General features: G+C 56.0%; 20 protein-coding genes and 2 pseudogenes. 12 read left to right on the top strand and 10 right to left on the bottom strand.

Features of this window, described 5'->3' with window-relative positions:
- Nucleotides 1-132: 132 nt before the first annotated feature.
- Nucleotides 133-1,461, top strand: coding sequence for a DUF3300 domain-containing protein (locus tag AC2FFA_RS03425; RefSeq protein ID WP_496849971.1), 1,329 nt, complete (start codon nt 133-135; stop codon nt 1,459-1,461).
- 37 nt (nt 1,462-1,498) lie between these two features.
- Nucleotides 1,499-2,353, top strand: a complete 855-nt coding sequence (locus tag AC2FFA_RS03420) for a DUF2950 family protein (protein ID WP_496673402.1) — start codon at nt 1,499-1,501, stop codon at nt 2,351-2,353.
- Between the two features lie 176 nt (nt 2,354-2,529).
- On the opposite strand, the pseudogene AC2FFA_RS03415 reads toward AC2FFA_RS03420, so the two are convergent.
- The 4 genes and pseudogenes from AC2FFA_RS03415 to AC2FFA_RS03400 all read right to left on the bottom strand — a co-directional run.
- Nucleotides 2,530-3,168: pseudogene (locus tag AC2FFA_RS03415) on the bottom strand (IS6 family transposase); the annotation flags it as partial.
- A gap of 357 nt (nt 3,169-3,525) precedes the next feature.
- A pseudogene (locus AC2FFA_RS03410) lies at nt 3,526-3,704 on the bottom strand (IS5/IS1182 family transposase); the annotation flags it as partial.
- 131 nt (nt 3,705-3,835) lie between these two features.
- On the bottom strand, nt 3,836-4,228 hold the full coding sequence (locus AC2FFA_RS03405) for an ectoine synthase (protein ID WP_496849969.1): 393 nt from the start codon (nt 4,226-4,228) through the stop codon (nt 3,836-3,838).
- Nucleotides 4,229-4,245: 17 nt separating this feature from the next.
- A complete protein-coding gene (locus AC2FFA_RS03400; protein ID WP_496849968.1) occupies nt 4,246-4,995 on the bottom strand; it encodes an SDR family oxidoreductase in 750 nt (249 codons plus the stop codon).
- A gap of 118 nt (nt 4,996-5,113) precedes the next feature.
- Here AC2FFA_RS03400 and AC2FFA_RS03395 point away from each other — a divergent pair, with 118 nt between their 5' ends.
- Nucleotides 5,114-5,992: a LysR substrate-binding domain-containing protein gene (locus AC2FFA_RS03395; RefSeq protein WP_496849966.1), complete on the top strand. Its 879-nt coding sequence runs from the start codon at nt 5,114-5,116 to the stop codon at nt 5,990-5,992.
- Between the two features lie 49 nt (nt 5,993-6,041).
- Here AC2FFA_RS03395 and AC2FFA_RS03390 read toward each other — a convergent pair whose 3' ends face one another.
- The 3 genes from AC2FFA_RS03390 to AC2FFA_RS03380 form a co-directional block, all read right to left on the bottom strand.
- Nucleotides 6,042-6,284, bottom strand: coding sequence for a hypothetical protein (locus AC2FFA_RS03390; RefSeq protein WP_496849964.1), 243 nt, complete (start codon nt 6,282-6,284; stop codon nt 6,042-6,044).
- Between the two features lie 270 nt (nt 6,285-6,554).
- Nucleotides 6,555-7,793, bottom strand: a complete 1,239-nt coding sequence (locus tag AC2FFA_RS03385) for an L-rhamnose isomerase (protein WP_496849962.1) — start codon at nt 7,791-7,793, stop codon at nt 6,555-6,557.
- A 9-nt stretch (nt 7,794-7,802) separates the two neighbouring features.
- Nucleotides 7,803-9,905: a bifunctional rhamnulose-1-phosphate aldolase/short-chain dehydrogenase gene (locus tag AC2FFA_RS03380; protein WP_496849960.1), complete on the bottom strand. Its 2,103-nt coding sequence runs from the start codon at nt 9,903-9,905 to the stop codon at nt 7,803-7,805.
- Nucleotides 9,906-10,092: 187 nt separating this feature from the next.
- On the opposite strand from AC2FFA_RS03380, the gene AC2FFA_RS03375 reads away from it, so the two are divergent.
- The 8 genes from AC2FFA_RS03375 to AC2FFA_RS03340 all read left to right on the top strand — a co-directional run bounded on the left by AC2FFA_RS03375 (nt 10,093) and on the right by AC2FFA_RS03340 (nt 18,395).
- Nucleotides 10,093-10,893 (top strand): DeoR/GlpR family DNA-binding transcription regulator, encoded by an 801-nt coding sequence (locus AC2FFA_RS03375; protein ID WP_496849958.1) that lies wholly within the window; start codon nt 10,093-10,095, stop codon nt 10,891-10,893.
- Between the two features lie 39 nt (nt 10,894-10,932).
- The gene (gene rhaS, locus AC2FFA_RS03370) at nt 10,933-11,934 is read left to right on the top strand and encodes a rhamnose ABC transporter substrate-binding protein (protein ID WP_496717847.1); all 1,002 of its coding nucleotides are present in this window, start codon (nt 10,933-10,935) and stop codon (nt 11,932-11,934) included.
- Between the two features lie 69 nt (nt 11,935-12,003).
- Nucleotides 12,004-13,536: a sugar ABC transporter ATP-binding protein gene (locus tag AC2FFA_RS03365; RefSeq protein WP_496849957.1), complete on the top strand. Its 1,533-nt coding sequence runs from the start codon at nt 12,004-12,006 to the stop codon at nt 13,534-13,536.
- Between the two features lie 10 nt (nt 13,537-13,546).
- Nucleotides 13,547-14,530, top strand: coding sequence for an ABC transporter permease (locus AC2FFA_RS03360; RefSeq protein WP_299895650.1), 984 nt, complete (start codon nt 13,547-13,549; stop codon nt 14,528-14,530).
- Nucleotides 14,527-15,513, top strand: coding sequence for an ABC transporter permease (locus AC2FFA_RS03355; protein WP_496849956.1), 987 nt, complete (start codon nt 14,527-14,529; stop codon nt 15,511-15,513). Before AC2FFA_RS03360 ends, AC2FFA_RS03355 begins: the two co-directional genes overlap by 4 nt.
- Nucleotides 15,513-15,827: an L-rhamnose mutarotase gene (rhaM, locus tag AC2FFA_RS03350; protein WP_496849954.1), complete on the top strand. Its 315-nt coding sequence runs from the start codon at nt 15,513-15,515 to the stop codon at nt 15,825-15,827. The genes AC2FFA_RS03355 and rhaM overlap by 1 nt, the downstream gene beginning before the upstream one ends.
- On the top strand, nt 15,824-17,200 hold the full coding sequence (locus tag AC2FFA_RS03345) for an FGGY-family carbohydrate kinase (RefSeq protein WP_496849952.1): 1,377 nt from the start codon (nt 15,824-15,826) through the stop codon (nt 17,198-17,200). Before rhaM ends, AC2FFA_RS03345 begins: the two co-directional genes overlap by 4 nt.
- 634 nt (nt 17,201-17,834) lie before the next feature.
- On the top strand, nt 17,835-18,395 hold the full coding sequence (locus tag AC2FFA_RS03340; protein ID WP_496849951.1) for a hypothetical protein: 561 nt from the start codon (nt 17,835-17,837) through the stop codon (nt 18,393-18,395).
- A gap of 24 nt (nt 18,396-18,419) precedes the next feature.
- Here the strand turns inward: AC2FFA_RS03340 and AC2FFA_RS03335 are convergent, their stop codons facing one another.
- Together AC2FFA_RS03335 and AC2FFA_RS03330 are read right to left on the bottom strand one after the other, a co-directional pair.
- Complete coding sequence (locus AC2FFA_RS03335; RefSeq protein WP_496849949.1) at nt 18,420-19,442, bottom strand: helix-turn-helix domain-containing protein; 1,023 nt, start codon at nt 19,440-19,442, stop codon at nt 18,420-18,422.
- Nucleotides 19,439-20,008 carry a Crp/Fnr family transcriptional regulator gene (locus tag AC2FFA_RS03330; RefSeq protein ID WP_496849948.1) on the bottom strand — a complete coding sequence of 190 codons (570 nt, stop codon included), beginning with the start codon at nt 20,006-20,008 and terminating at the stop codon, nt 19,439-19,441. Before AC2FFA_RS03330 ends, AC2FFA_RS03335 begins: the two co-directional genes overlap by 4 nt.
- A gap of 85 nt (nt 20,009-20,093) precedes the next feature.
- Here AC2FFA_RS03330 and AC2FFA_RS03325 point away from each other — a divergent pair, with 85 nt between their 5' ends.
- Nucleotides 20,094-20,642: a hypothetical protein gene (locus tag AC2FFA_RS03325; protein WP_496849946.1), complete on the top strand. Its 549-nt coding sequence runs from the start codon at nt 20,094-20,096 to the stop codon at nt 20,640-20,642.
- 830 nt (nt 20,643-21,472) lie between these two features.
- On the opposite strand, the gene AC2FFA_RS03320 is transcribed toward AC2FFA_RS03325, so the two are convergent.
- Nucleotides 21,473-22,396 (bottom strand): LysR substrate-binding domain-containing protein, encoded by a 924-nt coding sequence (locus tag AC2FFA_RS03320; protein WP_496849945.1) that lies wholly within the window; start codon nt 22,394-22,396, stop codon nt 21,473-21,475.
- Nucleotides 22,397-22,407: the final 11 nt, after the last annotated feature.

Below are 22,407 nucleotides of genomic sequence, written 5' to 3'. Positions count from 1 at the left end.
GCTTGTAGGCAAATTGACGGCTCAAGCCAGATTGGCCAATGACCGTGTTTTACTAAATGATCCTGCATTTGGCATGCCAGTTGCCAGAATCACGCTCTTAGGCGATCCTTCGATAAATTGAAGGATCGCAATATGTTTAGATATATAATTTTTGCTCTCAGTTTAAGCGCATCTAACGCCCTGTTTGCACAAGAGGCGTCCGATACTGTTGCAACGGAAGATACGTCTGAGACTTCATCCGGCCTTCTATCTGATGCTGAATTGCAAACTTTGGTAGCCCCGGTGGCTCTTTTCCCCGACACTCTACTCATACAGATACTTGTTGCGGCCACTCAGCCACTGCAGATTGTTAAAGCAGAACGGTATTTGTTAGATAACGCCGACCGCGACCCCGTAGAGCTCGAGCCGGAAATCGAAGCTATGGGCTGGGATCCATCTGTAAGTGTATTAGCCACGGCGTTCCCAGCAGTCGTTGGTCAAATGGCCACCCACATCGATTGGACTGAGACAGTCGGCACCGCCATGCTCGCCCAATCCGATGATATGCTGGATGCAGTACAGGTAATGCGGGATCAGGCAATTGATAGTGGAGCCCTTGTTTCAGGGCCAGAGCAAACTGTCGAGGTGTCTGATGATGACGCAGTTGTAATTACTCCGACACAAACCGAAACAGTGTACGTCCCGCAGTATAATCCCGAGACTGTCTATACGGGCCCGTCGACCGGGGACGTAGTGGGCGCGGCGTTGCTGACATTTGGCACCGTGGCGCTGATCGACGAGATTTTCGACGATGACGACGACTGGTATGGCTACTGGGGGTGCCGGAATTGCGGCGGATGGGGCGGTGGCCCGATATACAGAAACCCAGATATCGACATAGACGTCGACGGCAACGTCAAAATTGGCAATGACATCGATCTTGGCGACCGTACAAACATCGGATGGAACCCCGATCCTGACCGAAAAAAGGAAGCCCAGGACAAGATCTCTGATCGCAAAAGGCCGGGAGGTGGTCGCGGCGACCTGCCTGTCAACCGCCCCGAGGGTCGCACGGACGAACTCCGCGCAAAACTGAGCCGTGAGTCCGGTGCTGCCGACATCAGCAGGGGAGGCGCGGCAGCAGTTGCAGCCGGTGCAGGGGCGGGGGCTATCGCGAGCGGTGCTCTGGCCAATCGAGGTAGTGGGAGCAAGCCCTTGCCGCAGGTGAATCGCGGTAACGTTGATCTGGACAAGGCTGCTGCCAAGCAGCAGGCCATCGACCGGACGAAACGGCCGGATGCGGCGAAGAAGTCTGTCAAAAAGAAACCGCAAACAGCCAAGAAACCTCAAGTAAAAAAGGCCACGGCTCAGCACAAGCCAGCAGCGTCCAAAGGTAAGGCTATGAAGAAAAAATCTTCAGGCGGCAAAGCTCACAAGGCGTCCAAACGGGGACATGCTGCTAAAGGCAAGGGGAGGCGGTAATATGCGTAAATCGGTTTATTCTTTTTTAGTGCTAGCTGTGACTACTGGACCTGCGTTTTCCGACGGTGCCCTGTTCGAAACTCCGCAAACCGCACTGGACGCTTTTGTAGAAGCGTTAACGGCCGATGATCAGAACAAGCTGCTCGAGATTTTCGGACCAGAGGCAGAAGATCTAATCGGAACAGGTGATCCGGTGGAAGATCAGCAAAGAAGGCAGGAGGTGCTTGGCATGTATGCTGAAGGATACCGCTTTCAGCCCGAGGATGATGGGGTTTTTCTTCTGCTTGGCGAAGATAGTTGGCCCTTTCCGATCCCAATTCTACAAGCTGAAAATGGTTGGAAGTTTGATTTGGAAGCCGGGGTAGAGGAGCTTTCGGCTCGTGAAATCGGACTGAATGAATTGGAAGTAATCGAAACGCTTGAGGCCTATGTAGATCTTCAGGCGGCGTTTCGTCTTGTGGATCACAATGGCGATGGCGTCATGGAATTTGCCCGAACCATCATATCGGATCCCGGCGCACGAAACGGCCTCTTCTGGCCAGAAGAAGACAGTTTTGTCGGCGCAGCCCTTGCCCGCGCCGCCGCCTCGGGCTGGAGCGACGGTGCGGTTGATTTCGAACCCGAACCTTTCCTCGGTTACTACTTTGCAATTTTGCAGGGGCAAGGGCCAAATGCTCCGGGTGGTGCCTATTCCTATTTTGTCGGCGATCGGTTCGTCGCAGGTCACGCCTTGCTTGCGGTGCCTGCGGACTACGGAGTAACGGGTATCCATTCTTTTCTCGTGGGTGAAAACGGCACCGTGTTCGAGGCAGACTTTGGCCCGGATACGCTTGAAATAACTGCTGAGATATCGACCTACGATCCCGGCCCAAATTGGTCACCAGCCGAGTAAACTTAGATTGGCGGTGACGCACTGTTGCCGGGCTTTGGTTTGACCGCTTTTTTGGGTGGTGTCAGACGAATTCGAACCAGTCTCAGTTTGCCGCCAAACGCGTCAACTTACCCGGAACAAAGCTGGCGCCACTCGGCGAGGGCAGCGCTTCGGTTAAGCTTAAAATTGTCTCGTTAGTAAAGGTGGCGTTCCTGATTGAAGTGGTTATGGACCGAAGAATGGAAAGCGGCGAACTTTTGCAAACATCGCATCTGTCGGAAACGGAGCATTGCTCGTTCCCTTCGTCGAAATGGCAGGTGTGAATTTTCCGCTCGGTTGTTCACCCAGCGTCCCGTTTCCTGCCTTCGCGCGTTGCCAATAACTTTCAAAGCGGCGCCATAAGACCGAAGTTTGTCCGTCACGATCACTTCGGGCCGGCCATACCTCTTCATTGATTTTCTGAGGAATTTCAGCGCAGCTTTGCGATCTCGTCGCTTCGTAACGTAGCTTTCCAGTACTTCGCCTTCGTGGTCCACAGCCCGCCAAAGGTAGTGTGTCTCGCCATTGATCTTCACGAAAACCTCGTCGAGGTGCCACTGCCAATTCGAGTAAGAACGCATCCGGCTCACCCTGTTTTTGCGGATCTCAGATGCGAACATTGGACCAAATCTGTTCCACCAGAACCGAACCGTTTCGTGGCTGACGTCGATCCCGCGTTCGTGCAGCAGATCTTCTACGTTCCGCAGCGATAGCGGGAACCGGACATACAGCATCACCGCCAGGCGGATGATCTCAGGGCTGGTCTTGAAGTAGCGAAATGGATTGGGATTTGCCATCCCACGCAGCTATGGAACCGCCTTGATCGCCTCAAGCCGATTTCCTCTGGCAATGCCACTCTGAATGTACGGTTTGCTCCGTCTCTGCTTGAAAACGCATGCGCCAACTCGCGGGAATTGCGGTACAATTCCTGATCAGAAAATACAACTGAAGTGAGACGGGTATGAGTGGCGGGGAGACAGGGATTCGAACCCTGGGAACGCTCTCACGTTCAACGGTTTTCAAGACCGACAGGGGCCTATTGAGCCCTTGTTTTCATTGGGTTTTTTCTGGCTGATTTGGCCGTTTGCAACCTATTCCGCACAAACTGCCTATCCAAGCGTTACACGGCGGCGTTACACATAATAATCCAAACCCGAGAGGAAGAAAGTGAGAGATCGTCCGCGACCGTCGCTGACCGTGTGCAACTTGCTGTTCAAGCCGCCTTTGGTTGGCCCGATAGCCTGTGTCCGTGTCTCTCCTTTGAAAGGCTCGCCGCTGATCGGTATGCTTTCAGATGGGTGCTGTCGATCATGATGGCGTCGCCGATGGCACCGACCGACCAATGTCCGCTCAGTTCGTGTGACCCGTCACCCGATAAATAGAATCAGATGACGGCAGAGAGCCCATTTTACCCGATGCTGCACACGACATGAATGGCCGCTTTGCGCAAAGACATCGCCGCGCTCATAAAGATGTAATTGGTGCATAGCTTCCATCTTCGCGGTGAACTTCGCGCCCGCTGAGCGGTGGATTGAATACGCAGACAAGCCTCAAGTCGGCGCCTGTGGCTCGCACCAAGTGCCGGTCATGTTTATCCAATGCATAGAGGGTAAATGGTTCAAGGAAATGCCAGGTTTCATCGTCAGACGTCCGGATCTGACCCTTGCCCTCGATACAATAACACGCCTCTAAATGATGGGTGTATTCAAGCTCAAGCACTGCACCCTTTTTGATGATTGTATCAGTGAGCGAAAACCCCATTCCATCAGAGGCAAGCAATAACCTTCTGCTGTTCCAACCCGGACCAGAAATGTCCCTATCTGTATCAAGGATATCTTTGAGTGCCGTAACAATCATCTTTCACCACCTCTTTGCTATCGGACCGCGCGGTTCATCCCGCCGTCGGACAGTATACTCTGGCCGTTGATATACCGAGCTCCCTCGCTGGCGAGAAACACGCAAGCCTGACCAATTTCCTCAAATGTCGCGGGTCGTTGCGCCGGGATGGAGCGACGCGCCTCTTCCGACAGGTTGACGTTTTCGCAGAAACCGGGGAGCAGATTGTTCATGCGAATGTTGTGCCGTGCATAACGATCTCCGTAAAGCTTTGAGAAACTGTGCAAGGCACCGCGCAGCGTACTCATAGGATAGGACGCACGTGGCTCGATTGTGTTCATGGACGAGATATTTACGAAAGCACCCCCGCCTTGTTCGATCAGGATTGGTGTGACGATACGGGCGATCTTGACGACGTTCAGCACATACATGTCCAGACTTTCGTGCCACAATTCGTCGCTGAGTTCCAAAAGCGGCCCGTCAAAGTCAGGATCGAAGCCGACTGTCTTGATGGCCTCAGGTACCGTTCCGCCGTGACCCATGTTGCTGACGATTGCGTCAATCCGCCCATACTTGCTCATGGTGTCGTCGATCATCGCTTGTAAATCATCGACATCTAAAACAGAACCGCGGCGGCCAATGCCCCCAAGCTCCTCTGCCAGTTCGACCGAGCGATTGGATGGGGACATCAGCGAGACCTTGTAGCCTGCCTTGGCCATTTCAACGGCGCAGCCCCGGCCAATGCCTTGTCCTGTACCAGTCATTAGCGCGACTTTGGCTTCGGGCATGGTGTTTCCTTTCTTTAGGCATAAAGTGTGTGATTTTTTTTGAGTTGAAGGCAGTGTAACTCCCCAGAATTGGACGTACCTATCGAGTTTAAAGAACATTGCTGTTAGATTTTCTCACATGACAGAAAACCTCAGACACCTTCGTGCCCTTCAGGCTTTTGACGAAACCGCAACCCATTCCAGCCTGACCAAGGCAGCGGATGTTCTGAATGTCACCCACGGGGCGATCAGTCGGCAAATCAAAGTGCTGGAGCTGCATCTCGGCGTAGCGCTCTTTCATCGCCGCCCCAATGGCGTTGAACTGACCAAGGCCGGGGAACGTCTGTATCAATCAACACGTGGGGCATTTTCTGCATTGCAGCTGGGCGTATCGGAGGTGAAGCGATTACATCACCGCCAGTCGATTACAGTGTCCTTGTCCACATCGCTGGCGCTCAAATGGCTTGTTCCGTTACTAAGCTCGTTTCAGCAAGAACATCCGGGTATCGCATTATTGCTGGACACAAATGATGCCTTTGTGGATTTCGATACGTCCGAGGTTGATGTCGCCCTGCGGTTTGGGGAGCCTGGTTGGGACGGGCTGTATCATGAGCAAATAAGGCTAGAGGAATTGATTGTCGTGGCCGCGCCGTCCCTTGTCGGGCAAACACGGCTACCAATGCGCGCCGAGGACGTGGCTGATCTCCCACTATTGCACGATGCATTCAACGTCGGATGGGAAAACTGGGCTGCTCAAGTCGGTCTGAACGCTGATAGGATCAATTCTCAGAGCATCAAGTACGTCGACAGCGCTGTTCTGTTGGAGGCCGCGATTGACGGGCAAGGTGTGGCGTTGGCAAGACATCTCTTGGCAGCAAGAGACTTGGAGCTTGGTCGGCTGATCCGTCTCGACGAAAGCCGTGTTCCATTGGTACGTGGGCTCTACTTCGTCTGCCGCCCCGGCGATCAGGAGCGGGTCACGGTGAGAATTTTCAGGAAATGGCTCATGTCGATTTGAGCTTTGTGCCTTAATCGAAGGCCCGCGACAACTGTCATTAGTCCAAGTATTACAGAAGTCGGCTTTGTCCCGCATTGCGGTCGCTCGCGACATTCGGGCGAACGTCCGAACTGAGCCCAAACCGGTCATCGGAAATTTGTGCTGCGCGCGCACGCAGAGCAAATTCTGCCGCGCTCGCATCGTCGTTGTCCCAGCGAGGCGGCGAGAATTCCGGCCATTCGAACGTCGCATGGCGGATGTCCTTAACAGACTTCTCACCCTGGCTTTGCTTGGTTCCGGGTTTATGTCTCATCTCCACTCCGTGGCGGTTACGATGCGCCAAGAACCCTCCCTTATCAAATCAGCCTCAACAGTCCCACTGGTACTGACGTAAGGCACTCTGACATTTTTTATTGCGAGCGCACGCAGCAAAAGTTTTGCCACAGATGTTTGGAAGCTTTTCTGCTTCGCAGGAAGATAACCAGCCGTTCGTCGTGCGTCGCTTCACATTGCGTTCCGAATCCAAATGCTTCTCGATCAGGTAGGTCCCGTAACATCGAGCCGGTGATCCTTGCAAAGGACCTCAACCGCGGCGTGCTACTTTGGTTTGGTATCTGTCGAGTTCTTTGATCAACGCCTGGCCGTTTGGAACATTCTCACGAGCCGAGAACTCATTCCAAATCTCGCCGAACGGCATGTCCTTGTACTCTTCGGTGACCGCAAAACGTTTCGAAAAGTCGAGGTCGTTCTCGGCAGTCTTCAATTCTTCCAATGGAAGCAACAAAGCACGAAGCAAAGCTTTTTGCATATTGCGTGTGCCAATGACCCATGCTGCTGTCCGACTGATCGTCGCGTCAAAGAAGTCCAACCCGATGTGTGTTCTGCCAAGCAGATCGGCACTAACCAGTTCCTGTGCCATTTGCAGGATATCGTCATTCAGAAGGATAACGTGATCGCTGTCCCACCTCATGGGGCGTGAAACATGCAAGAGGATTTCGTCCAGCGATAAGGCAACCGCGCTCAGCTTGTCGGCGATGTTCTCGGTCGGGTGGAAATGCCCCATGTCGAGGCACAGAAGCGTGCCATTGCGGATCGCATAGCCCATATAGAATTCGTGGCTGCCCACGGTGCAGGCTTCGACACCGATCCCAAAAAGCTTGCTTTCGACGGCATCCAGCATCTGTGCTTTGTCCTGATGCGGTGCCAGCATGGCATCAAGCGAAGCTTCCAATCGAGCGCGGGCCGACATGCGGTCGACCGGCATGTCTTTGTAACCGTCCGGCACCCAAATGTTGTTCACACAAGGCGAGCTCAGAGTTGCGCCCATTTGTGTGGCGATGTCGCGCGAACGGCGGCCATGCTCAATCCAGAAATCGCGAATACCCTTGTCCGGATGGCTGAGTGTCAGATTATCGTCTGCCTTGGCATGGGCAAAGAAAGTCGGGTTAAAGTCCAGCCCAATGCCCTGATCCTTGGCCCAATCGACCCACGGCGCGAAGTGTCTGAATTCGATCTCGTCGCGGTCGGGGGTTTCATCCGTGTCCAGATACATCGCATGGAGGTTCAAACGATGTTTGCCAGGGATCATCGAATAGGCAAACTCCAGATCGGAGCGCAGTTCATCTGGCGTGCGGGCGCGGCCCGGGTGGTTGCCGGTTGCCTGAATGCCGCCTCCTGATGAGCCGGATTTCTGTTCAAACCCGACCACATCATCGCCTTGCCAGCAATGCATCGAGATCGGGATGGTTTTCAGGCGTTCCAGTGCTGCTTCGGTATCGACGCCCCAATCGGCAAAGGCGGCTTGTGCGGTCTCGTAGCTCATTTTCGCCTCCTAGCGCGTGAAGGCCTGGACGTTGCCGGCGTCCACATTGATGATGTTTCCCGTGGACTTGGCTGAGGTGTCGGCGGCGAAGAAATAGCAGGCCTCCGCGATGTCTTCGGGCAGGACCGAGCGCTTCAGCATGGAGCGCTGGCGATACATCTCTTCCAGCCCATCCTTGTCAGTGCCATAGGTGTCTGCGCGTTGCTCCAACCAATCGCCTTCCCAGATTTTCGATCCGCGCAGCACCGCGTCCGGATTCACGACATTGACGCGAATACCGGCCTCCGCCCCTTCCAGAGCGAGGCAGCGGGCAAGGTGAATTTCCGAGGCCTTGGCGGTGCAATAGGCGGCAGCGTTGGGTGACGCAGCGAGGCCGTTCTTGGAGGCCACGAAGACCACAGAGCCGCCCATATCCTGCACCCGCATGATCTTGAAGGCTTCGCGGCTCACCAGGAAATAGCCCGTGGACAGGATGTCCATGTTCTTGTTCCAAAGAACCAGGGAGGTTTCTTCGATGGGTGCAGAGGAAGCGATACCGGCGTTCGAGACCAGAATATCGATCCCGCCAAATTCAACCGATGCCTCGACAAAGGCTGCCGCGACGGCGTCTTCGCTGGTGACGTTCATGGTGACGCAGTGGACGACATCTTTGCTGTACCGGTTGGCGAGGTTGTTTTGAGTTGAAGCCAAACCCTCTTCGTTGATGTCTGCGAGGACAACGCAAGCACCTTCTTGCAGATACCGTTCCGCAGTCGCCGCACCAATGCCGCCAGCGCCACCGGTGACTAGGGCCACCCGCCCGGCAAGCGACTTGGGTTTCGGCATGCGCTGTAGCTTGGCTTCTTCAAGGAGCCAGTATTCGATGTCGAAGGCTTCCTGTTCCGGCAGGCCATGATATTCACTGACTGCCGAAGCGCCGCGCATCACGTTGATCGCGTTGACGTAGAATTCGCCTGAGATGCGGGCCGTTGCCTTGTCCTTGGCAAAGGTGATCATGCCAACGCCAGGCACGAGATAGACAACCGCGTTCGGGTCGCGAAGCACCGGGCTGTCGTCATGTTTGCAGCGGTCGTAGTAGGCGGCATAGTCGTTGCGGTAGGCCTCGATCTGAGCCGGCATCCCTTGCAGAACATCGTCGATATTTCCCGCTTCGGGGTCGAAGGGCACAACCAGCGGGCGGATTTTCGTGCGCAAGAAATGGTCTGGGCAGGATGTGCCGAGGGCTGCCAGCGGTTCCATGTCCTTGGCATTGACGAATTCCAGCACTGCGTCGCTGTCGTTAAAGTGACCAACCATGTGCTGATTACCCGACACGAAGCCGCGGATCGCGGGCATCAGCCGCGCGGCAATGGCGGCCCGTTCGTTGGGTGGCAGACTGTCATGGATCGCGCCACCGAAGGGTGCCACATCCTTGCTGCGCTCGCCCAGCCATTTGGTTGCGACGTTGATCACATCAATCGTCTGGTCGTAGCAGTCCTTGGCCGTGTCGGCCCAGGTGAACAACCCATGGCTTTCCAGCACGACGCCGTCGGCATCCGGGTTTTCAAGACAGAACTTTTCCAGCCACAATCCCAACTCGTAGCCCGGCTTCTTCCAAGGCAGCCAGCCGATGCGGTCTCCGAAAATCTCTTGAGTCAGTTCTTTCGAATTCTTCGACGCGGCAATGGCGATGATGGCGTCAGCGTGGACATGATCGACGTGCTTACGAGGGACATAGGCATGCAAAGGCGTGTCAATCGAAGCGGCGCGCGGGTTCAGTTTGAAGGTGCAATGGGGCAGATAGCCGACCATTTCGTCTTCAAATTCAACACCACGATAAAGCGGCTTCAGAGCACGCAACTTATCCATGTAAAGCGTCGCAAACCCGTCCATCTTCATAGATCCGATGTCGCCGCCCGAGCCCTTGACCCACAGCACCTCGACCTCGTCGCCGGTGAGAGGGTCGGTCTCCACCACCTTGGCAGACGTATTTCCGCCGCCATAGTTGGTGACCCGCTTGTCGGAACCAAGAGTGTTCGAGCGATAGAGCAGAAGCTCCGATTCGCTTTTCCCTTCTGCGTCCGCATCACTCCAACGGCTTTCCAAAAGCTGGCTTTCCAATGATTTCAACATGTTTCCTCCCGGTTGGCGCGATGCGTCCATAATCCTGACTTGCTGTAAGGTTGAGCCGTGTGGCCCATTTTGTCAATCAATTTCGGTCATTTTCGATCATGCTGCGCCGCAGAATGACGGATAATGATTGTTTTTGATTGACAGATTATGCGAATCTCGACACCGTAAGGCACTAAGGGAGGCTGGAATGCACGAAAAAGAACGCCATACGATTATCCTATCCGCGGTCGAAGAACGTCCCGTGGCAACAGTTGTCGAACTATGCAATCTCACCGGTGCCTCCGAAGCCACCATCCGTCGCGACATCGCAACGCTGGACCAGGAAGGCCAGTTGCGGCGCGTGCGGGGCGGGGCCGAGGCATTGAGCCCGCCGCAGTTCGTGGGCCTGGCTGGGCGCCCCTTCTCCGTCAACGAAACCATGAGGATCGCGGAAAAGCAGGCCATCGCGGCGGCGGCTGTCGATCTTTGCGAGGATGGTGACGCGATCATTATCAACGGTGGCACGACGACGTTTCAAATGGTTCACCCATTGGCCAGTCGGCGGATGCAGGTCTTCACCAACTCGTTCCCGATTGCCGAACATCTGCTGAAGCATTCGAAGAACACGATTATGCTCTCGGGCGGCACGATCTACCGCGAACAGAACATCATCCTTTCGCCCTTCGACAATGACGTCACACGCAACTTCTGTGCGACGCGCATGTTCATGGGTGCCCAGGGGCTTGGGCCACTAGGCTTGATGGAGGCAGACCCGCTGTTGATCCAGGCCGAACAAAAACTGATCGGTCAGGCCGACGAGCTTGTCGTTCTGGCCGATAGCTCGAAATTCGAGCATCGCTCAAGCCTTGTTCTTTGCCCTTTGAACCGGATCACAACTGTCATCACCGATGACCAGATTTCTGACAAAGCGGCCGCCATGCTGGAGGCCGCAGAAGTGACGCTGATCGTTACCCAATCCGGGGGCGCTCAGAGAAACGTGGCCTCGTAGGGGGGCTTTTACCGCGAACGTACTTTAGGGAGGATTCCAATGAAACGTCGCACTTTTACCACTCTCACAACGAGCCTCACGTTGGCTGCCAGCCTGTTTGGCTCAACCGCCATGGCACAGGACAACATGCGCATCGCGCTTGTCGTGAAGGCCCTTGGCATCGGTTTCTTTGAGGCCGCTGCAGAAGGCGCCGAAGAGGCCGCCAAAGAACTGGGTGGTGTCGAGATCATCTACACCGGCCCCACTGACACCACCGCCGAAGGCCAGATCGAGGTGATCAATTCGTTGATTGCGCAGGGCGTGGATGCCATTGCCGTGTCGGCCAACGATACCGACGCGCTGGTGCCGACGCTGAAGAAAGCGATGCAGCGTGGCATCACGGTAATTAGCTGGGACTCGGGCGTGGCGGAAGAAGGCCGCGCGGTGCACTTGAACCCGTCTTCTAACGCGCTGATCGGTAACATGATCATCAAACTAGCCGCAGATCATCTGCCAGATGGCGGTGACGTTGCCGTTCTTTCAGCCACCACGACCTCGACCAACCAGAACGTCTGGATCGAAGAAATGAACAACGTGATGGGCAACTATCCTGGCATCAACGTTGTGGCGACGGTCTATGGCGACGACTTGGCCGACAAATCCTATCGTGAGGCCACGGGCCTGATGCAATCCTATCCCGATTTGGATGCCATCATCGCGCCGACCTCGGTTGGCATCGTTGCGGCGGCTCAGGCCGTGGTTGATGCTGGCAAAGTGGGTGAGGTCAACGTGACCGGTCTTGGTTTGCCGTCGGAGATGGCCGGTGCCATCGAGAACGGCGCGTCGAAGTCCTTCGCGATCTGGAACCCGATTGATCTGGGGTACTCGGCCACGATGATTGCGCACGCCTTGGCTTCGGGCAGCGCGACTGCCGAACCGGGTGCCGAGATCTCGATTGGCCGCGTTGGTACGATCACGTTGGACGAGACGAATTCCGCCGCAATGGCGGACCCGTTCATCTATGACGCTTCGAACATCGATCAGTTCAAGTCGATCTTCTAAGCACACCATTTCCTGCGCGGCCATAATTGCCGCGCAGGACATTTTCATTCCCGATAGCCGAGGCCTTCGATGCTGAAACAAGCCGAAATAGCGATGACGTCCGGCAACACGGTCGAGGAAGTCGCTGTACTGGCCCTGAACGGGATCACAAAGACCTTTCCGGGCGTCAAAGCTCTTTCAGAGGTTTCGCTTCGCCTCGTTTCCGGCAAAGTCACGGCCTTGGTTGGAGAGAACGGAGCGGGCAAGTCCACGGTCGTCAAAATTCTGACCGGCATCTATCAGCCCGATGACGGCTCGATCCTTGTAGACGGAAAGCCGACCGCCTTTCCCGTACCGCAGGCCGCGTCCGACAATGGAGTCACGGCCATTCACCAAGAAACGGTGCTGTTTGACGAACTGTCCGTAGCCGAAAACATCTTCCTGGGCCACGCCCCGCGCGGGGCCTTCGGGTTGATCGACCGGAAAAAGATGGCCGAGAAGGCACGCGAAATCCTGAGCGGTATCGGTGCGAACATCGATCCCGAACACAAGCTCAAGGACCTTGGCATCGCCAACAAGCACCTTGTGGCAGTCGCCCGAGCTCTGTCTATCGATGCGCGCGTGGTCATCATGGACGAGCCGACCGCAGCCCTTTCACACAAAGAGATTGAAGAACTATATGAGCTGGTCGAGGCCCTGAAGGCCCAGGGCAAGGCGATCCTCTTCATCAGCCACAAGTTCGATGAGATTTTTCGAATTGCAGACAACTACACAGTTTTTCGCGATGGCCAGTTGATCGGAGACGGTGCCATCGCGGATGTCAGTGAACCTGAACTTGTCAAGATGATGGTGGGCCGGGATGTCAGTCAGATCTTTCCTGAGCGGGAGTCCAACCCGGGTGACTCCGTCCTCAAGGTTGCTGGATATTCCCACCCGACAGAGTACGAAGACATCGACTTCACCCTGCGGAGGGGCGAAATTCTCGGTTTCTACGGCCTTGTCGGCGCGGGTCGGTCAGAGTTCATGCAGGCTCTCTTCGGGATCACGCGCCCCTCGGCCGGAACTGTCGAGATCGACGGAAATCGCGTGCAGATTAAATCCCCCGCCGATGCAGTCGACAGCGGCATCGTCTATGTGCCCGAGGATCGCGGCAAGCAAGGCGCCATCCTTGATCTGCCCATCTTCCAGAATGTCACACTCCCGTCGCTGGGACGCATCTCCAACAAAGGCTTTCTGAAGCTGGCCGAGGAATTCAAGCTGGCTCGCGAATACACTGAACGGCTGGACCTGCGCGCGGCGTCGCTGGACACCCATGTGGGCAATCTTTCGGGCGGTAACCAACAGAAGGTCGTGATCGCCAAGTGGCTTGCGACCCAGCCCAAGGTCATCATCCTGGATGAACCCACGAAGGGCGTCGACATCGGATCAAAAGCCGCCGTGCATGAATTCATGGCCGAACTCGCAGCTCAGGGCTTGGCGGTGATCATGGTCAGCTCGGAAATCCCCGAGGTTCTGGGCATGTCCGACCGCGTCATCGTCATGCGCGAAGGCCGGATGGTCGCGGAGCTGGCAAATGGCGGTCTGCAACCCGAAACGCTTGTCCGCCACGCCGCCGGTATTTGAGGGAACGCCCATGCTGAAACGCCTTTTGACATCACGTGAAGCCCTTCTTGTCGGCGCGATCATCCTTTTGTTGGTGCTGATTTCGTCCCGCTTCCCCGCCTTCGTGGCACCCGGCAACCTTGCCAACGTATTCAACGATACTTCGCCGCTGATACTCTTGGCCATCGGCCAGATGATCGTCATCCTGACCAAATGCATCGACCTCAGTGTCGCCGCCAATCTGGCGCTGACGGGCATGGTCGTCTCGATGGTGAATGTCGCCGCACCCGGCTTGCCGATTGTCGTGATCCTTGTGATCGCCGTGGGACTTGGCACCCTGATGGGCATGTTCAACGGTATTCTCGTGTGGAAGCTCGCCATCCCGCCCATCGTCGTGACGCTAGGCACCATGACCATTTTCCGGGGCATAATCTTCGTGATCTCGGACGGAAAGTGGGTCAACAGCCACGAAATGAGCCCGGCATTCAAAGCTTTCCCGCGCACGGAAATCCTTGGCCTGCCGGTTTTGGGCTGGATCGCGATTGTCGCCGTCATTGCCTTCACAATCGTTATGACTCGCACCTCTCTGGGTCGCGCATTTTATGCAGCGGGCGGCAACCCGCACGCGGCGACCTATGCAGGGATCAACGTAGGCAAGACCCAATTCTGGGCCTTCACGATCTCGGGCGCTCTGGCCGGGTTGACGGGTTACCTGTGGGTTTCGCGGTTCGCCGTATCCTACGTTGATATCGCCGGAGGCTTTGAGCTTGACGTAGTGGCGGCCTGCGTGATTGGTGGCGTCTCGATCATGGGTGGCATCGGCACCGTCGCGGGTGCACTGCTTGGCGCGCTGTTCCTTGGCATCATCAAGAACGCCCTGCCGGTCGTCGACATCTCGCCCTTCTGGCAGCTCGCTATCTCGGGCGGCGCGATCATCATCGCCGTGGCCTTAAACGCCCAGGCCAACCGCGAAAAGGGCCGTATCATCCTTAAACGCGCGGAGCACACGACATGAGTACTACCGACCGTTTCGTTCCCGACCGCCTACAGTCGCCGCTGGAACAGAGGTTGAAAAGCTGGGAGACGCTACTCTTACTGGTTGCTATCGGCATCTTTGTCGCCAACAGTTTCACCTCGCCCTATTTCCTCAACGCCTGGAACCTAAGCGACGCCACCTTCAACTTCACCGAAAAAGCGATGATCGCCTTTGCGATGGCCCTTTTGATTATCTCGGGCGAGATTGACTTGTCGGTTGCCTCGATCATTGCGCTGGCCTCTACCGCCATGGGGGCCGCCGTTCAATTGGGGGTTGGCACGCCTGGGCTTGTGCTGATCGGGCTTGGCGTGGGCCTCATTTGCGGGGCCTTCAACGGCGTGCTTGTGACACGCCTCGGCCTGCCTTCGATCGTTGTCACCATCGGCACCATGAGCCTCTTTCGCGGCATCAGCTTTATAGTCCTTGGGGACCAAGCCTACAAAGGTTATCCAGCTGAGTTTTCCTGGTTCGGCCAAGGCTATGTCTGGTGGGTGATCTCATTCGAGTTCGTGCTCTTTGCGATCATAGCGTTGATCTATGCGATCCTCTTACACAAGACGAATTTCGGTCGAGCGGTCTACGCAATTGGGAACAATGCAACCGGTGCGATGTTTTCGGGCATCCGTGTTCAGCGCGTGAAGTTCATCCTGTTTCTTTTGACTGGCCTGATGTCGGGAGTCGCCGCGATCTGTCTGACGTCTCGGCTTGGCTCGACGCGTCCGTCGATTGCCACAGGATGGGAGCTGGAGATCGTCACGATGGTGGTTCTTGGTGGCGTCAGCATTCTCGGTGGCTCAGGCACCATCATCGGCGTTGTCATCGCGGCCTTCGTGATGGGTCTCGTGACCTTCGGGCTGGGACTTTTGAACGTGCCGGGCATCGTGATGTCCATCGTCATCGGGGCGCTCTTGATCGGCGTCATCGCCCTGCCGCGTCTCTGGTCCATGTGGCGGACGCGGTGATGGAGAAGTTGGCCTTCAAGATGAAGCTTAATCCTGGCTGTCGCGCGGAATACATCAGGCGCCACGACGAGATATGGCCGGAACTGTACGGCCTGTTGAAGGACGCGGGCGTCAGCGACTATTCGATCCATCTCGACCCTGACACGAACATCCTTTTCGGCGTGCTGTGGCGCAAGGTCGGGCACACCATGGACGATTTGCCGCGCGATCCCGTGATGAAAAAGTGGTGGGCGCATATGGCGGACATCATGGAGACGCATCCAGACAACGAGCCGGTCGTCACGCCGCTTGAAACTGTCTTCCATATGCCATGACAGACCACGTCGCGGTTATAGACATCGGCAAAACCAACGCAAAACTTGTGCTGGTCGACCGCGAAACGCTGGCTGAAGTCGCTGTCATTACACGCCCCAATACCGTCCTGCCTGGCCCGCCCTGGCCGCATTTCGATGTGGAGGGGCATTGGGCGTTTCTGCTGGAGGGGCTGCGCGACTTTCACGCCGCGCATGGCATCGACGCTATTTCCGTTACAACCCACGGCGCTTGTGCTGCCCTTCTCGATAGCAACGGAAACTTGGCCGCTCCGATCCTGGATTACGAGTTTTCCGGTCCGGATGAACTGGCGGGCGACTACGACGCCATTCGCCCGCCCTTTGCGGATACCGGGTCTCCTAAACTGGCGGGCGGTCTGAACATTGGCGCGCAATTGTACTGGCAGTTTCAAATGGACCCGGAGTTGAAGGACCGGACACACCAGATCGTCACCTACCCGCAATTCTGGGGCGCTCGGCTGACCGGTGTAAAGGCTACAGATGCAACCTCGCTTGGATGCCACACCGATCTTTGGAACCCGGCCGAGGGTGCATTCTCGTCGTTGGTCGCGGCGCTCGGTATCACCGAAAAGATGGCCCCTGTGCGTAAGCCTTCCGATCTCCTCGGGCCAATCCTGCCGCATATTGTCGATGTAACGGGCTTGCCGCCCGCAACCCCGGTCTATTGCGGCATCCACGATTCCAACGCGTCGCTTCTGCCATATATCCTGGCTGAAACGCCTCCTTACAGCGTTGTGTCGACTGGAACCTGGGTGGTAGCGATGTCCATTGGCGGGAAAAATGCCACGCTCGATCCAGATCTCGACACCCTGATCAATGTGACGGCCCTCGGACGTCCAGCGCCTTCAGCGCGTTTCATGGGGGGACGGGAGCATGATGTTGCAACCGGAGGAGACTCCCCCAGCCCAACTCCACAGGATCTGGAACATATCGTTTCTAACCAGATTATGCTGATGCCTGCCGTTGTGCCGGAAACCGGGCCCTTCAAGGGTCAAAACGCTCGATGGATTGGCGCCGAGCCTGAAATTGGAACTGGCAAGCGCGGTGCGGCAGTGGCACTTTATCTGGCGCTTGTGACCGCTGAATGCCTGTCCAGCATTGGGCACGAAGGAAGTATCATCGTCGAAGGCCCTTTCGCGGGAAATCAAACTTATCTTGACATACTTAGAATTGTGACGGGTTCGGATGTGCGTCGATCACTCGGTTCCACGGGGACAAGTGCCGGTGCCGCTCTCCTTGTAGATGGTGCAACCACCCCACCACTGGCCGAAGTCAACCCGATGTCGATCAGCGACAAGAATTCTGCGGAACTCCTCGGTTACGCCGCCCAATGGCTTCATATCGTGAAAGCGTGAAAACACCGCCTTTGATGATGAAGGTCCGCAATATTGAAACGCGCCTCATCAGCACAACAGTCTTGCTGCGCTTGCGAACAATTGCTGCACGAGCAGTGGCTGCAAAGTCTGCTCCTCGTTTATTCGCCCCGGCTGCGGCGAAATGGTGGAGTGAATTTCGCCCTGCAGACTGGTTATCAATGACCGCTCTGACGACACATGCTGCTTCACAGCAAGAACTATGCCGCGCCAGCGAGCAGTTTCTGCGTCAGCAATAGCGACATGCGCACAAGTCCGCTTCGTCCGCAGAGCAGTCGTTTACACCGATTGCAGCGAACGGCTGCTTCGAGCCCAACCCGGTCATTGTGGCTTTACGCTGCGAGCGCGCGCAGCGCGGAAAATGTGGCAAGAGCGAAAAACCCCTTGCCGCTGCGCAGCGGAAGAAACGGCCGTTCGGACAGGATCCAGCGAAGCTTACGAGGTTAAGACCCAGTTCTGGAACGAAGCAGAAGTCCGCATTCCAGTTTCCTCGTCTTGAATCGCGATTTCGAACGTTCTGAATCATGTCTTCGGGCGAACCCCCTGCCAAAACCGGTGCTGATGAGCATCATGGCCGCAACTGTGGCTCATGCGAAACTCATCAAAGGATACGACAATGTTGAACCAAATATCTCTTAAGCTGCGCTTAGCAGTTGTTCTTACGGGCGCCCTTGCAAGTGCCGCGCTGGCCGATGCCGCGCCCAATACAGATGCCATCGCCACGCGACACCAAGTGTCCACCAGCGCCGGACATGACATCCCCGTTGGTGCTTTCGGCTTTCTGTTGGTCGAACGGCCACGCGAAGTGAACCTTCTTGCGCTACGTGGCATCGCAGGCAGCGGGAAAGCAATCCTGCGCACGGATCAGCCAGGGCTTTGCCTGAACATCCCCGTCCGGTTTGTCGCAGGCGATCTCGATGGCCAGTCAATAAGTGGTCATCTGGTCGATCCAATCCATTTTGTCATCAAAAGCAGGCAGGTTGCCAGATCAATAGCAAAAGGCCGGGATGTTGTGAGCGACATGTACAGTGTCAGCGACCAGATCGGCTCTGATGCGGACATTGTGCTGCAATCGGGACTGGACGCCGGGTTTGGCTTTGTCATCAATCCGGGCCGCAATATCCTTGGAGATATTTTTGGGGTACAGGCAAAGCAGGTTTCCTGCCAGAGTATTTAGCCAGGCGAAGAGGGCGCAGGCGGATTATCCGTCCGCGCCCTTGCTCCTGAATTGCGAGGGCGTCAGCCCTGTCACGCGTCGAAACTCAGTGTTGAAGCTCGACTTTGACAGGAAACCGGCCTCGAACATGACCTCCGTTACCGGTAGATCGGTTTCCAACAGGGCGTCTTGCGCATAGGCGACACGGTAGCCATTGATGAAACGCGAAAAGTTCTGTTCGGTGACGCGGTTTATCGCACCAGACAGATCACGGGCCGGGACCGAGAGGCGTTTTGCGAGCCGCGACAGTGTGAGGTTGCTGTCGCGAAATAGCTGTTTATCGTTCATGATCTCATTGAGGGTCCGCATCAACGCTTGATCCGCGTCAGACGGTGCCGCGCGGTCGGGGGTATCTTGGTGTGAGACGCGTAAGATCAGCGGCACGCCGATCAATGCCACGACAAAGACGAACCCCGCAAACAGACCCGAAACCCCGGTCAGAGGCGTTACAAGTTGCGGATCACTTGCCACCAAACTGATTGCAAAGACCAAGCCATCAGCGACAATCATCAGACCGACTAGCACAATCGTTGCGTATATCGCCGTGCGCCACAGGCCCGTTGTATGAGGCGGCACCGAAAGGAAATCATCTGGTCCGTAGCTTAGCAATCCTGTCAGGCGCACGATGTAGATGCAGTTGACGGCGAGGATGAACACATCAGCAGAAATCGGTAGGGGTGCAGCCACTCCAGCCATGGCGACAGCGATAAGCCCTCCATTGCGTGCCAACATACCGTTCCAACGCGGGCCGTTATCCAAAGTCAGCGCGGCAAATCCCAGATAGGCTGAAGGCGCCGACAGAATAGCGACATATGGCTGAACGCGGGCCGGCCAGAGCCAGTCTAAAGAGACCCGCATCCCCAGCAAAACAGTGACAAAAACCAGACACAGCAGAAAGGCACAGAGGAATACTCTGGAATGGACAGGAACGCGCGTGTTCCATGCAAGCACATAGGCCGCAATGGTCATAAGAACACTCACCAGCCAGGTTATCGGAAATGTACTCATCGGTGCCGCTCTTGGCCGCGCAACCGGCTCAGTGTGACAGGCGATATGCCGAGAAATGACGCGATCAGAGAATGCGCAAAAATTTGTTCATAGCCGGGGAACTTTTCCCGAAACCAGACCAGACGATCAGACCCGCCGAGTGCTGCAAGGCACCACTCCCGATCAACCTTCTGGCCTAGCTCATTACGCAGAACACCGTTGGCCCAGTTGCGGACAGGTTCCGAGGCAAGCATCAGGTCTGAAAGCCTAGCCCTGTCCATCAGCGCAATCGTAGCATCGGTTATCGCTTCAACTTCGACAAGCGACACACGATCCCGCGTGCGCGCAATATTTGGCGTCAGGACACTGGGGCCAACATAAAGCCCTACACAAACCTCAAGACCATCAGAGTCATAGATACGGCTGGCAAAACAGCCCTCAAGCACGATGAACTCATTGGTTTCGAGTTCTTCCTGCCGAATGATTTGCCTCCCCTTTTCTATGCGTCTGGTCGACCATTCTGAAGCGAACTGCTCACTGCTAACCCGTTCCGACAGGTCAGGTGACTGCAAAAGAAAGGTCCGCAAGTCCATTCTCAGAAACCCTTATCAAATGATAATGCGCATCGCGTCGTCCGGGATCATGTGTTGCACATCATAAGGAGTTTGGAAAATGACGACAGGAATTTGGGCGCGATACTACGGTTTGGCGACATTTGGTTTTGGGGCAGCAGGGGTGACAATTTACCTGCTTATGATCAACATAACGCTCGCCCATCTCGAAGCGGTTTCGACTTTGACACCCTTTGATATGCGCCCTTTAGGCTACGGCCCGCAGGAAGCTGCCGTGCTCCTTGAGGTGTTAGGTGAGGAAGGCCGTGTGTATTATCTGACCCGACAAGTCCCACTGGATACGGTCTATCCAGCCCTGCTCGCACTGACTTTGATCTTTGCAATTTACTGGTTCAGGCGGGATCTGCCCGAATGCAAACTGGCCCGGGTTGGCGTGTGGGCTTCGGTAGGCGCTGCCATTCTTGACTACGTTGAAAATCTTGGTGTCGCAGCTATGATCCTGAGTTGGCCAAATTTGCCCGATCATCTGATCCATGCGACCAGCGCGGCAACTGTTGCGAAGTCCGGCACGACCACTGTCGCCGTCTTGCTCGTCCTACTAGCGGGAGCCAACTGGGTTGCGCGGACAGGAGGGAGACTTCAATACTAATTTTGCGAATTCCGGCTTTAGGTAGAATGCGGCAGTGACCGCTCTATCCTGCATCCTGCCCCGCTAACCACTCCAAAATCACGCTGGCCGTCTCCTCCGGTATTTCCTGTTGAATTCAGTGACCGCAATCAAAGCTAGCAACATCCACAACGGACACAAATTCAGCGAGTTTTTCGGGCTTCGGGATCATGTCCTGCTCGCCGTCAATCATCAGCGTGGGCTTTTAGATAATTGGATCCAGGTCCGCCAGTAAATCCCGATTGCTAACCATATTCCTGTGCCAGTTGATACTATACCCGCGCGTGCCATATCTTTGTGTCGACTGGATTTCGATGCAGGATTTCTCATAACCTTGAAGCCATGACGCGATGTCGGCACCAGAGAAGCTTTGAAGCGTCCGCATCTTATCCGTTCATGAGCGGTGCGGCGCACGGCGCTGTCTCCGGAACAGGCCACTCGTGGTTTGCGCGGCGGAACAAAAAAGTATTCCAACCCTGCCATTGCTAATTCGTGCTGCGCGCGCACGCAGAGTGAAAATTGCTGCATGCTATGGCTCGGCAATTCCTTTTGTTGAAGGAAGGCGCCATTGTCATTGCGGCGATGTCACATTCGCAAGGCGCTGCGCACGAAGCCAAATCTGTAGCAGAACTTTTGGTAGCCAGCTGACCGACCTGTGCGCAATAGACTGTGATTTGCTGTTGAGTTTTGCGAAGCCGGTGCGGAGAGGCGGCCTGCTGTCATTGAATTGACGTGCAGCACAGCCGGACATTCGTTACGGTCTCAGATCAGTCTTGAGTTGGTCTCATACGCAGTTGATCGTCACAGCCTCTCTATCCACTTGCGAAGTCCTCATCGCCAGCCAAAACAGCTGGCATTTCTTGCTTCAAGCAATCAAGGAACGCTTCAAACGCCGGCAGCAATCCCTGGCGCGATGGCATCAAAAGGCTGATCTGCGGCAAGCCCGCTGTCCAAGCCGTCAAGACGCGCACGAGCGATCCGGCTTCCACCTCCGCTCGACAAACGTAGGCTGGCAGGGCGACAAGCCCCAGGGACAAAGCTGCGGCGTTTTTGAGCGTCGACATATCATCGCTCGCAAAACGCACTTGGCAGGGGACCGATGCGATTTGCCCATCACTACTCGTGAGCAACCATTGATGCGTTGCTCCGGGGCGGCCCAGAACCAGAGCCGGGCGATTGGCCAGCGCGACCGGATCTTCAGTGTGATCCAAAGTGTCATGATACTCAGGCGAGCAGAACAGGTGCCATTCCAAACGCGCCAGTCGCATCTGGATCAGGCTGGAGTCCGGCAGCGTGTCCATATGCCCCCGGATTGCGACGTCGATCCCGCCCTTGATCAAATCCTCCATCTGATTTGACGCCCGCTGCACCACCGTCACGCCCGGATTGTCCTGCAAGAACCGAGGCAAGATCTGATCAAGCCCAAACTGCGCCATGCCTACGGAACAGGACACCGTGACGGTGCCTTCGATGGTGTTGGTTTTGCGCCGAACAGCGGTTTCGGCGTTCTCGAACCGCGCCAAGGCGTCTTGGGCGTGGCGATAGAATTCCTCGCCAACCTCTGTTGTCGTGACGATGCGCGATGTGCGCTGCAACAGGCGCGCGCAAAGGTCATCCTCAAGTTGACGCACACGGCGGCTGAGACGCGACTTCGGGACGTTCAGCGACCGCGCCGCGGCGGAAAAACCGCCCTTTTCAACAACCTGAACGAAATAGAAAGCGTCGTTGAGATCCATCCTGAGCCCTC

This window comes from Ruegeria sp. YTSB088, from assembly GCF_059609825.1.
The sequence above is the reverse complement of the archived record's forward strand: the minus strand, read 5'-3'. Positions and strand labels throughout refer to the sequence as shown.

What these genes read in the sequence shown, in the direction of transcription:
- AC2FFA_RS03425 (WP_496849971.1), top strand. Translation starts at nt 133, where the DNA reads ATGTTTAGATATATAATTTTTGCTCTCAGTTTAAGCGCATCTAACGCC.
- AC2FFA_RS03405 (WP_496849969.1), bottom strand. Translation starts at nt 4,228, where the DNA reads ATGATTGTTACGGCACTCAAAGATATCCTTGATACAGATAGGGACATT.
- AC2FFA_RS03400 (WP_496849968.1), bottom strand. Translation starts at nt 4,995, where the DNA reads ATGCCCGAAGCCAAAGTCGCGCTAATGACTGGTACAGGACAAGGCATT.
- AC2FFA_RS03395 (WP_496849966.1), top strand. Translation starts at nt 5,114, where the DNA reads ATGACAGAAAACCTCAGACACCTTCGTGCCCTTCAGGCTTTTGACGAA.
- AC2FFA_RS03390 (WP_496849964.1), bottom strand. Translation starts at nt 6,284, where the DNA reads ATGAGACATAAACCCGGAACCAAGCAAAGCCAGGGTGAGAAGTCTGTT.
- AC2FFA_RS03385 (WP_496849962.1), bottom strand. Translation starts at nt 7,793, where the DNA reads ATGAGCTACGAGACCGCACAAGCCGCCTTTGCCGATTGGGGCGTCGAT.
- AC2FFA_RS03380 (WP_496849960.1), bottom strand. Translation starts at nt 9,905, where the DNA reads ATGTTGAAATCATTGGAAAGCCAGCTTTTGGAAAGCCGTTGGAGTGAT.
- AC2FFA_RS03375 (WP_496849958.1), top strand. Translation starts at nt 10,093, where the DNA reads ATGCACGAAAAAGAACGCCATACGATTATCCTATCCGCGGTCGAAGAA.
- rhaS (WP_496717847.1), top strand. Translation starts at nt 10,933, where the DNA reads ATGAAACGTCGCACTTTTACCACTCTCACAACGAGCCTCACGTTGGCT.
- AC2FFA_RS03365 (WP_496849957.1), top strand. Translation starts at nt 12,004, where the DNA reads ATGCTGAAACAAGCCGAAATAGCGATGACGTCCGGCAACACGGTCGAG.
- AC2FFA_RS03360 (WP_299895650.1), top strand. Translation starts at nt 13,547, where the DNA reads ATGCTGAAACGCCTTTTGACATCACGTGAAGCCCTTCTTGTCGGCGCG.
- AC2FFA_RS03355 (WP_496849956.1), top strand. Translation starts at nt 14,527, where the DNA reads ATGAGTACTACCGACCGTTTCGTTCCCGACCGCCTACAGTCGCCGCTG.
- rhaM (WP_496849954.1), top strand. Translation starts at nt 15,513, where the DNA reads ATGGAGAAGTTGGCCTTCAAGATGAAGCTTAATCCTGGCTGTCGCGCG.
- AC2FFA_RS03345 (WP_496849952.1), top strand. Translation starts at nt 15,824, where the DNA reads ATGACAGACCACGTCGCGGTTATAGACATCGGCAAAACCAACGCAAAA.
- AC2FFA_RS03340 (WP_496849951.1), top strand. Translation starts at nt 17,835, where the DNA reads ATGTTGAACCAAATATCTCTTAAGCTGCGCTTAGCAGTTGTTCTTACG.
- AC2FFA_RS03335 (WP_496849949.1), bottom strand. Translation starts at nt 19,442, where the DNA reads ATGAGTACATTTCCGATAACCTGGCTGGTGAGTGTTCTTATGACCATT.
- AC2FFA_RS03325 (WP_496849946.1), top strand. Translation starts at nt 20,094, where the DNA reads ATGACGACAGGAATTTGGGCGCGATACTACGGTTTGGCGACATTTGGT.
- AC2FFA_RS03320 (WP_496849945.1), bottom strand. Translation starts at nt 22,396, where the DNA reads ATGGATCTCAACGACGCTTTCTATTTCGTTCAGGTTGTTGAAAAGGGC.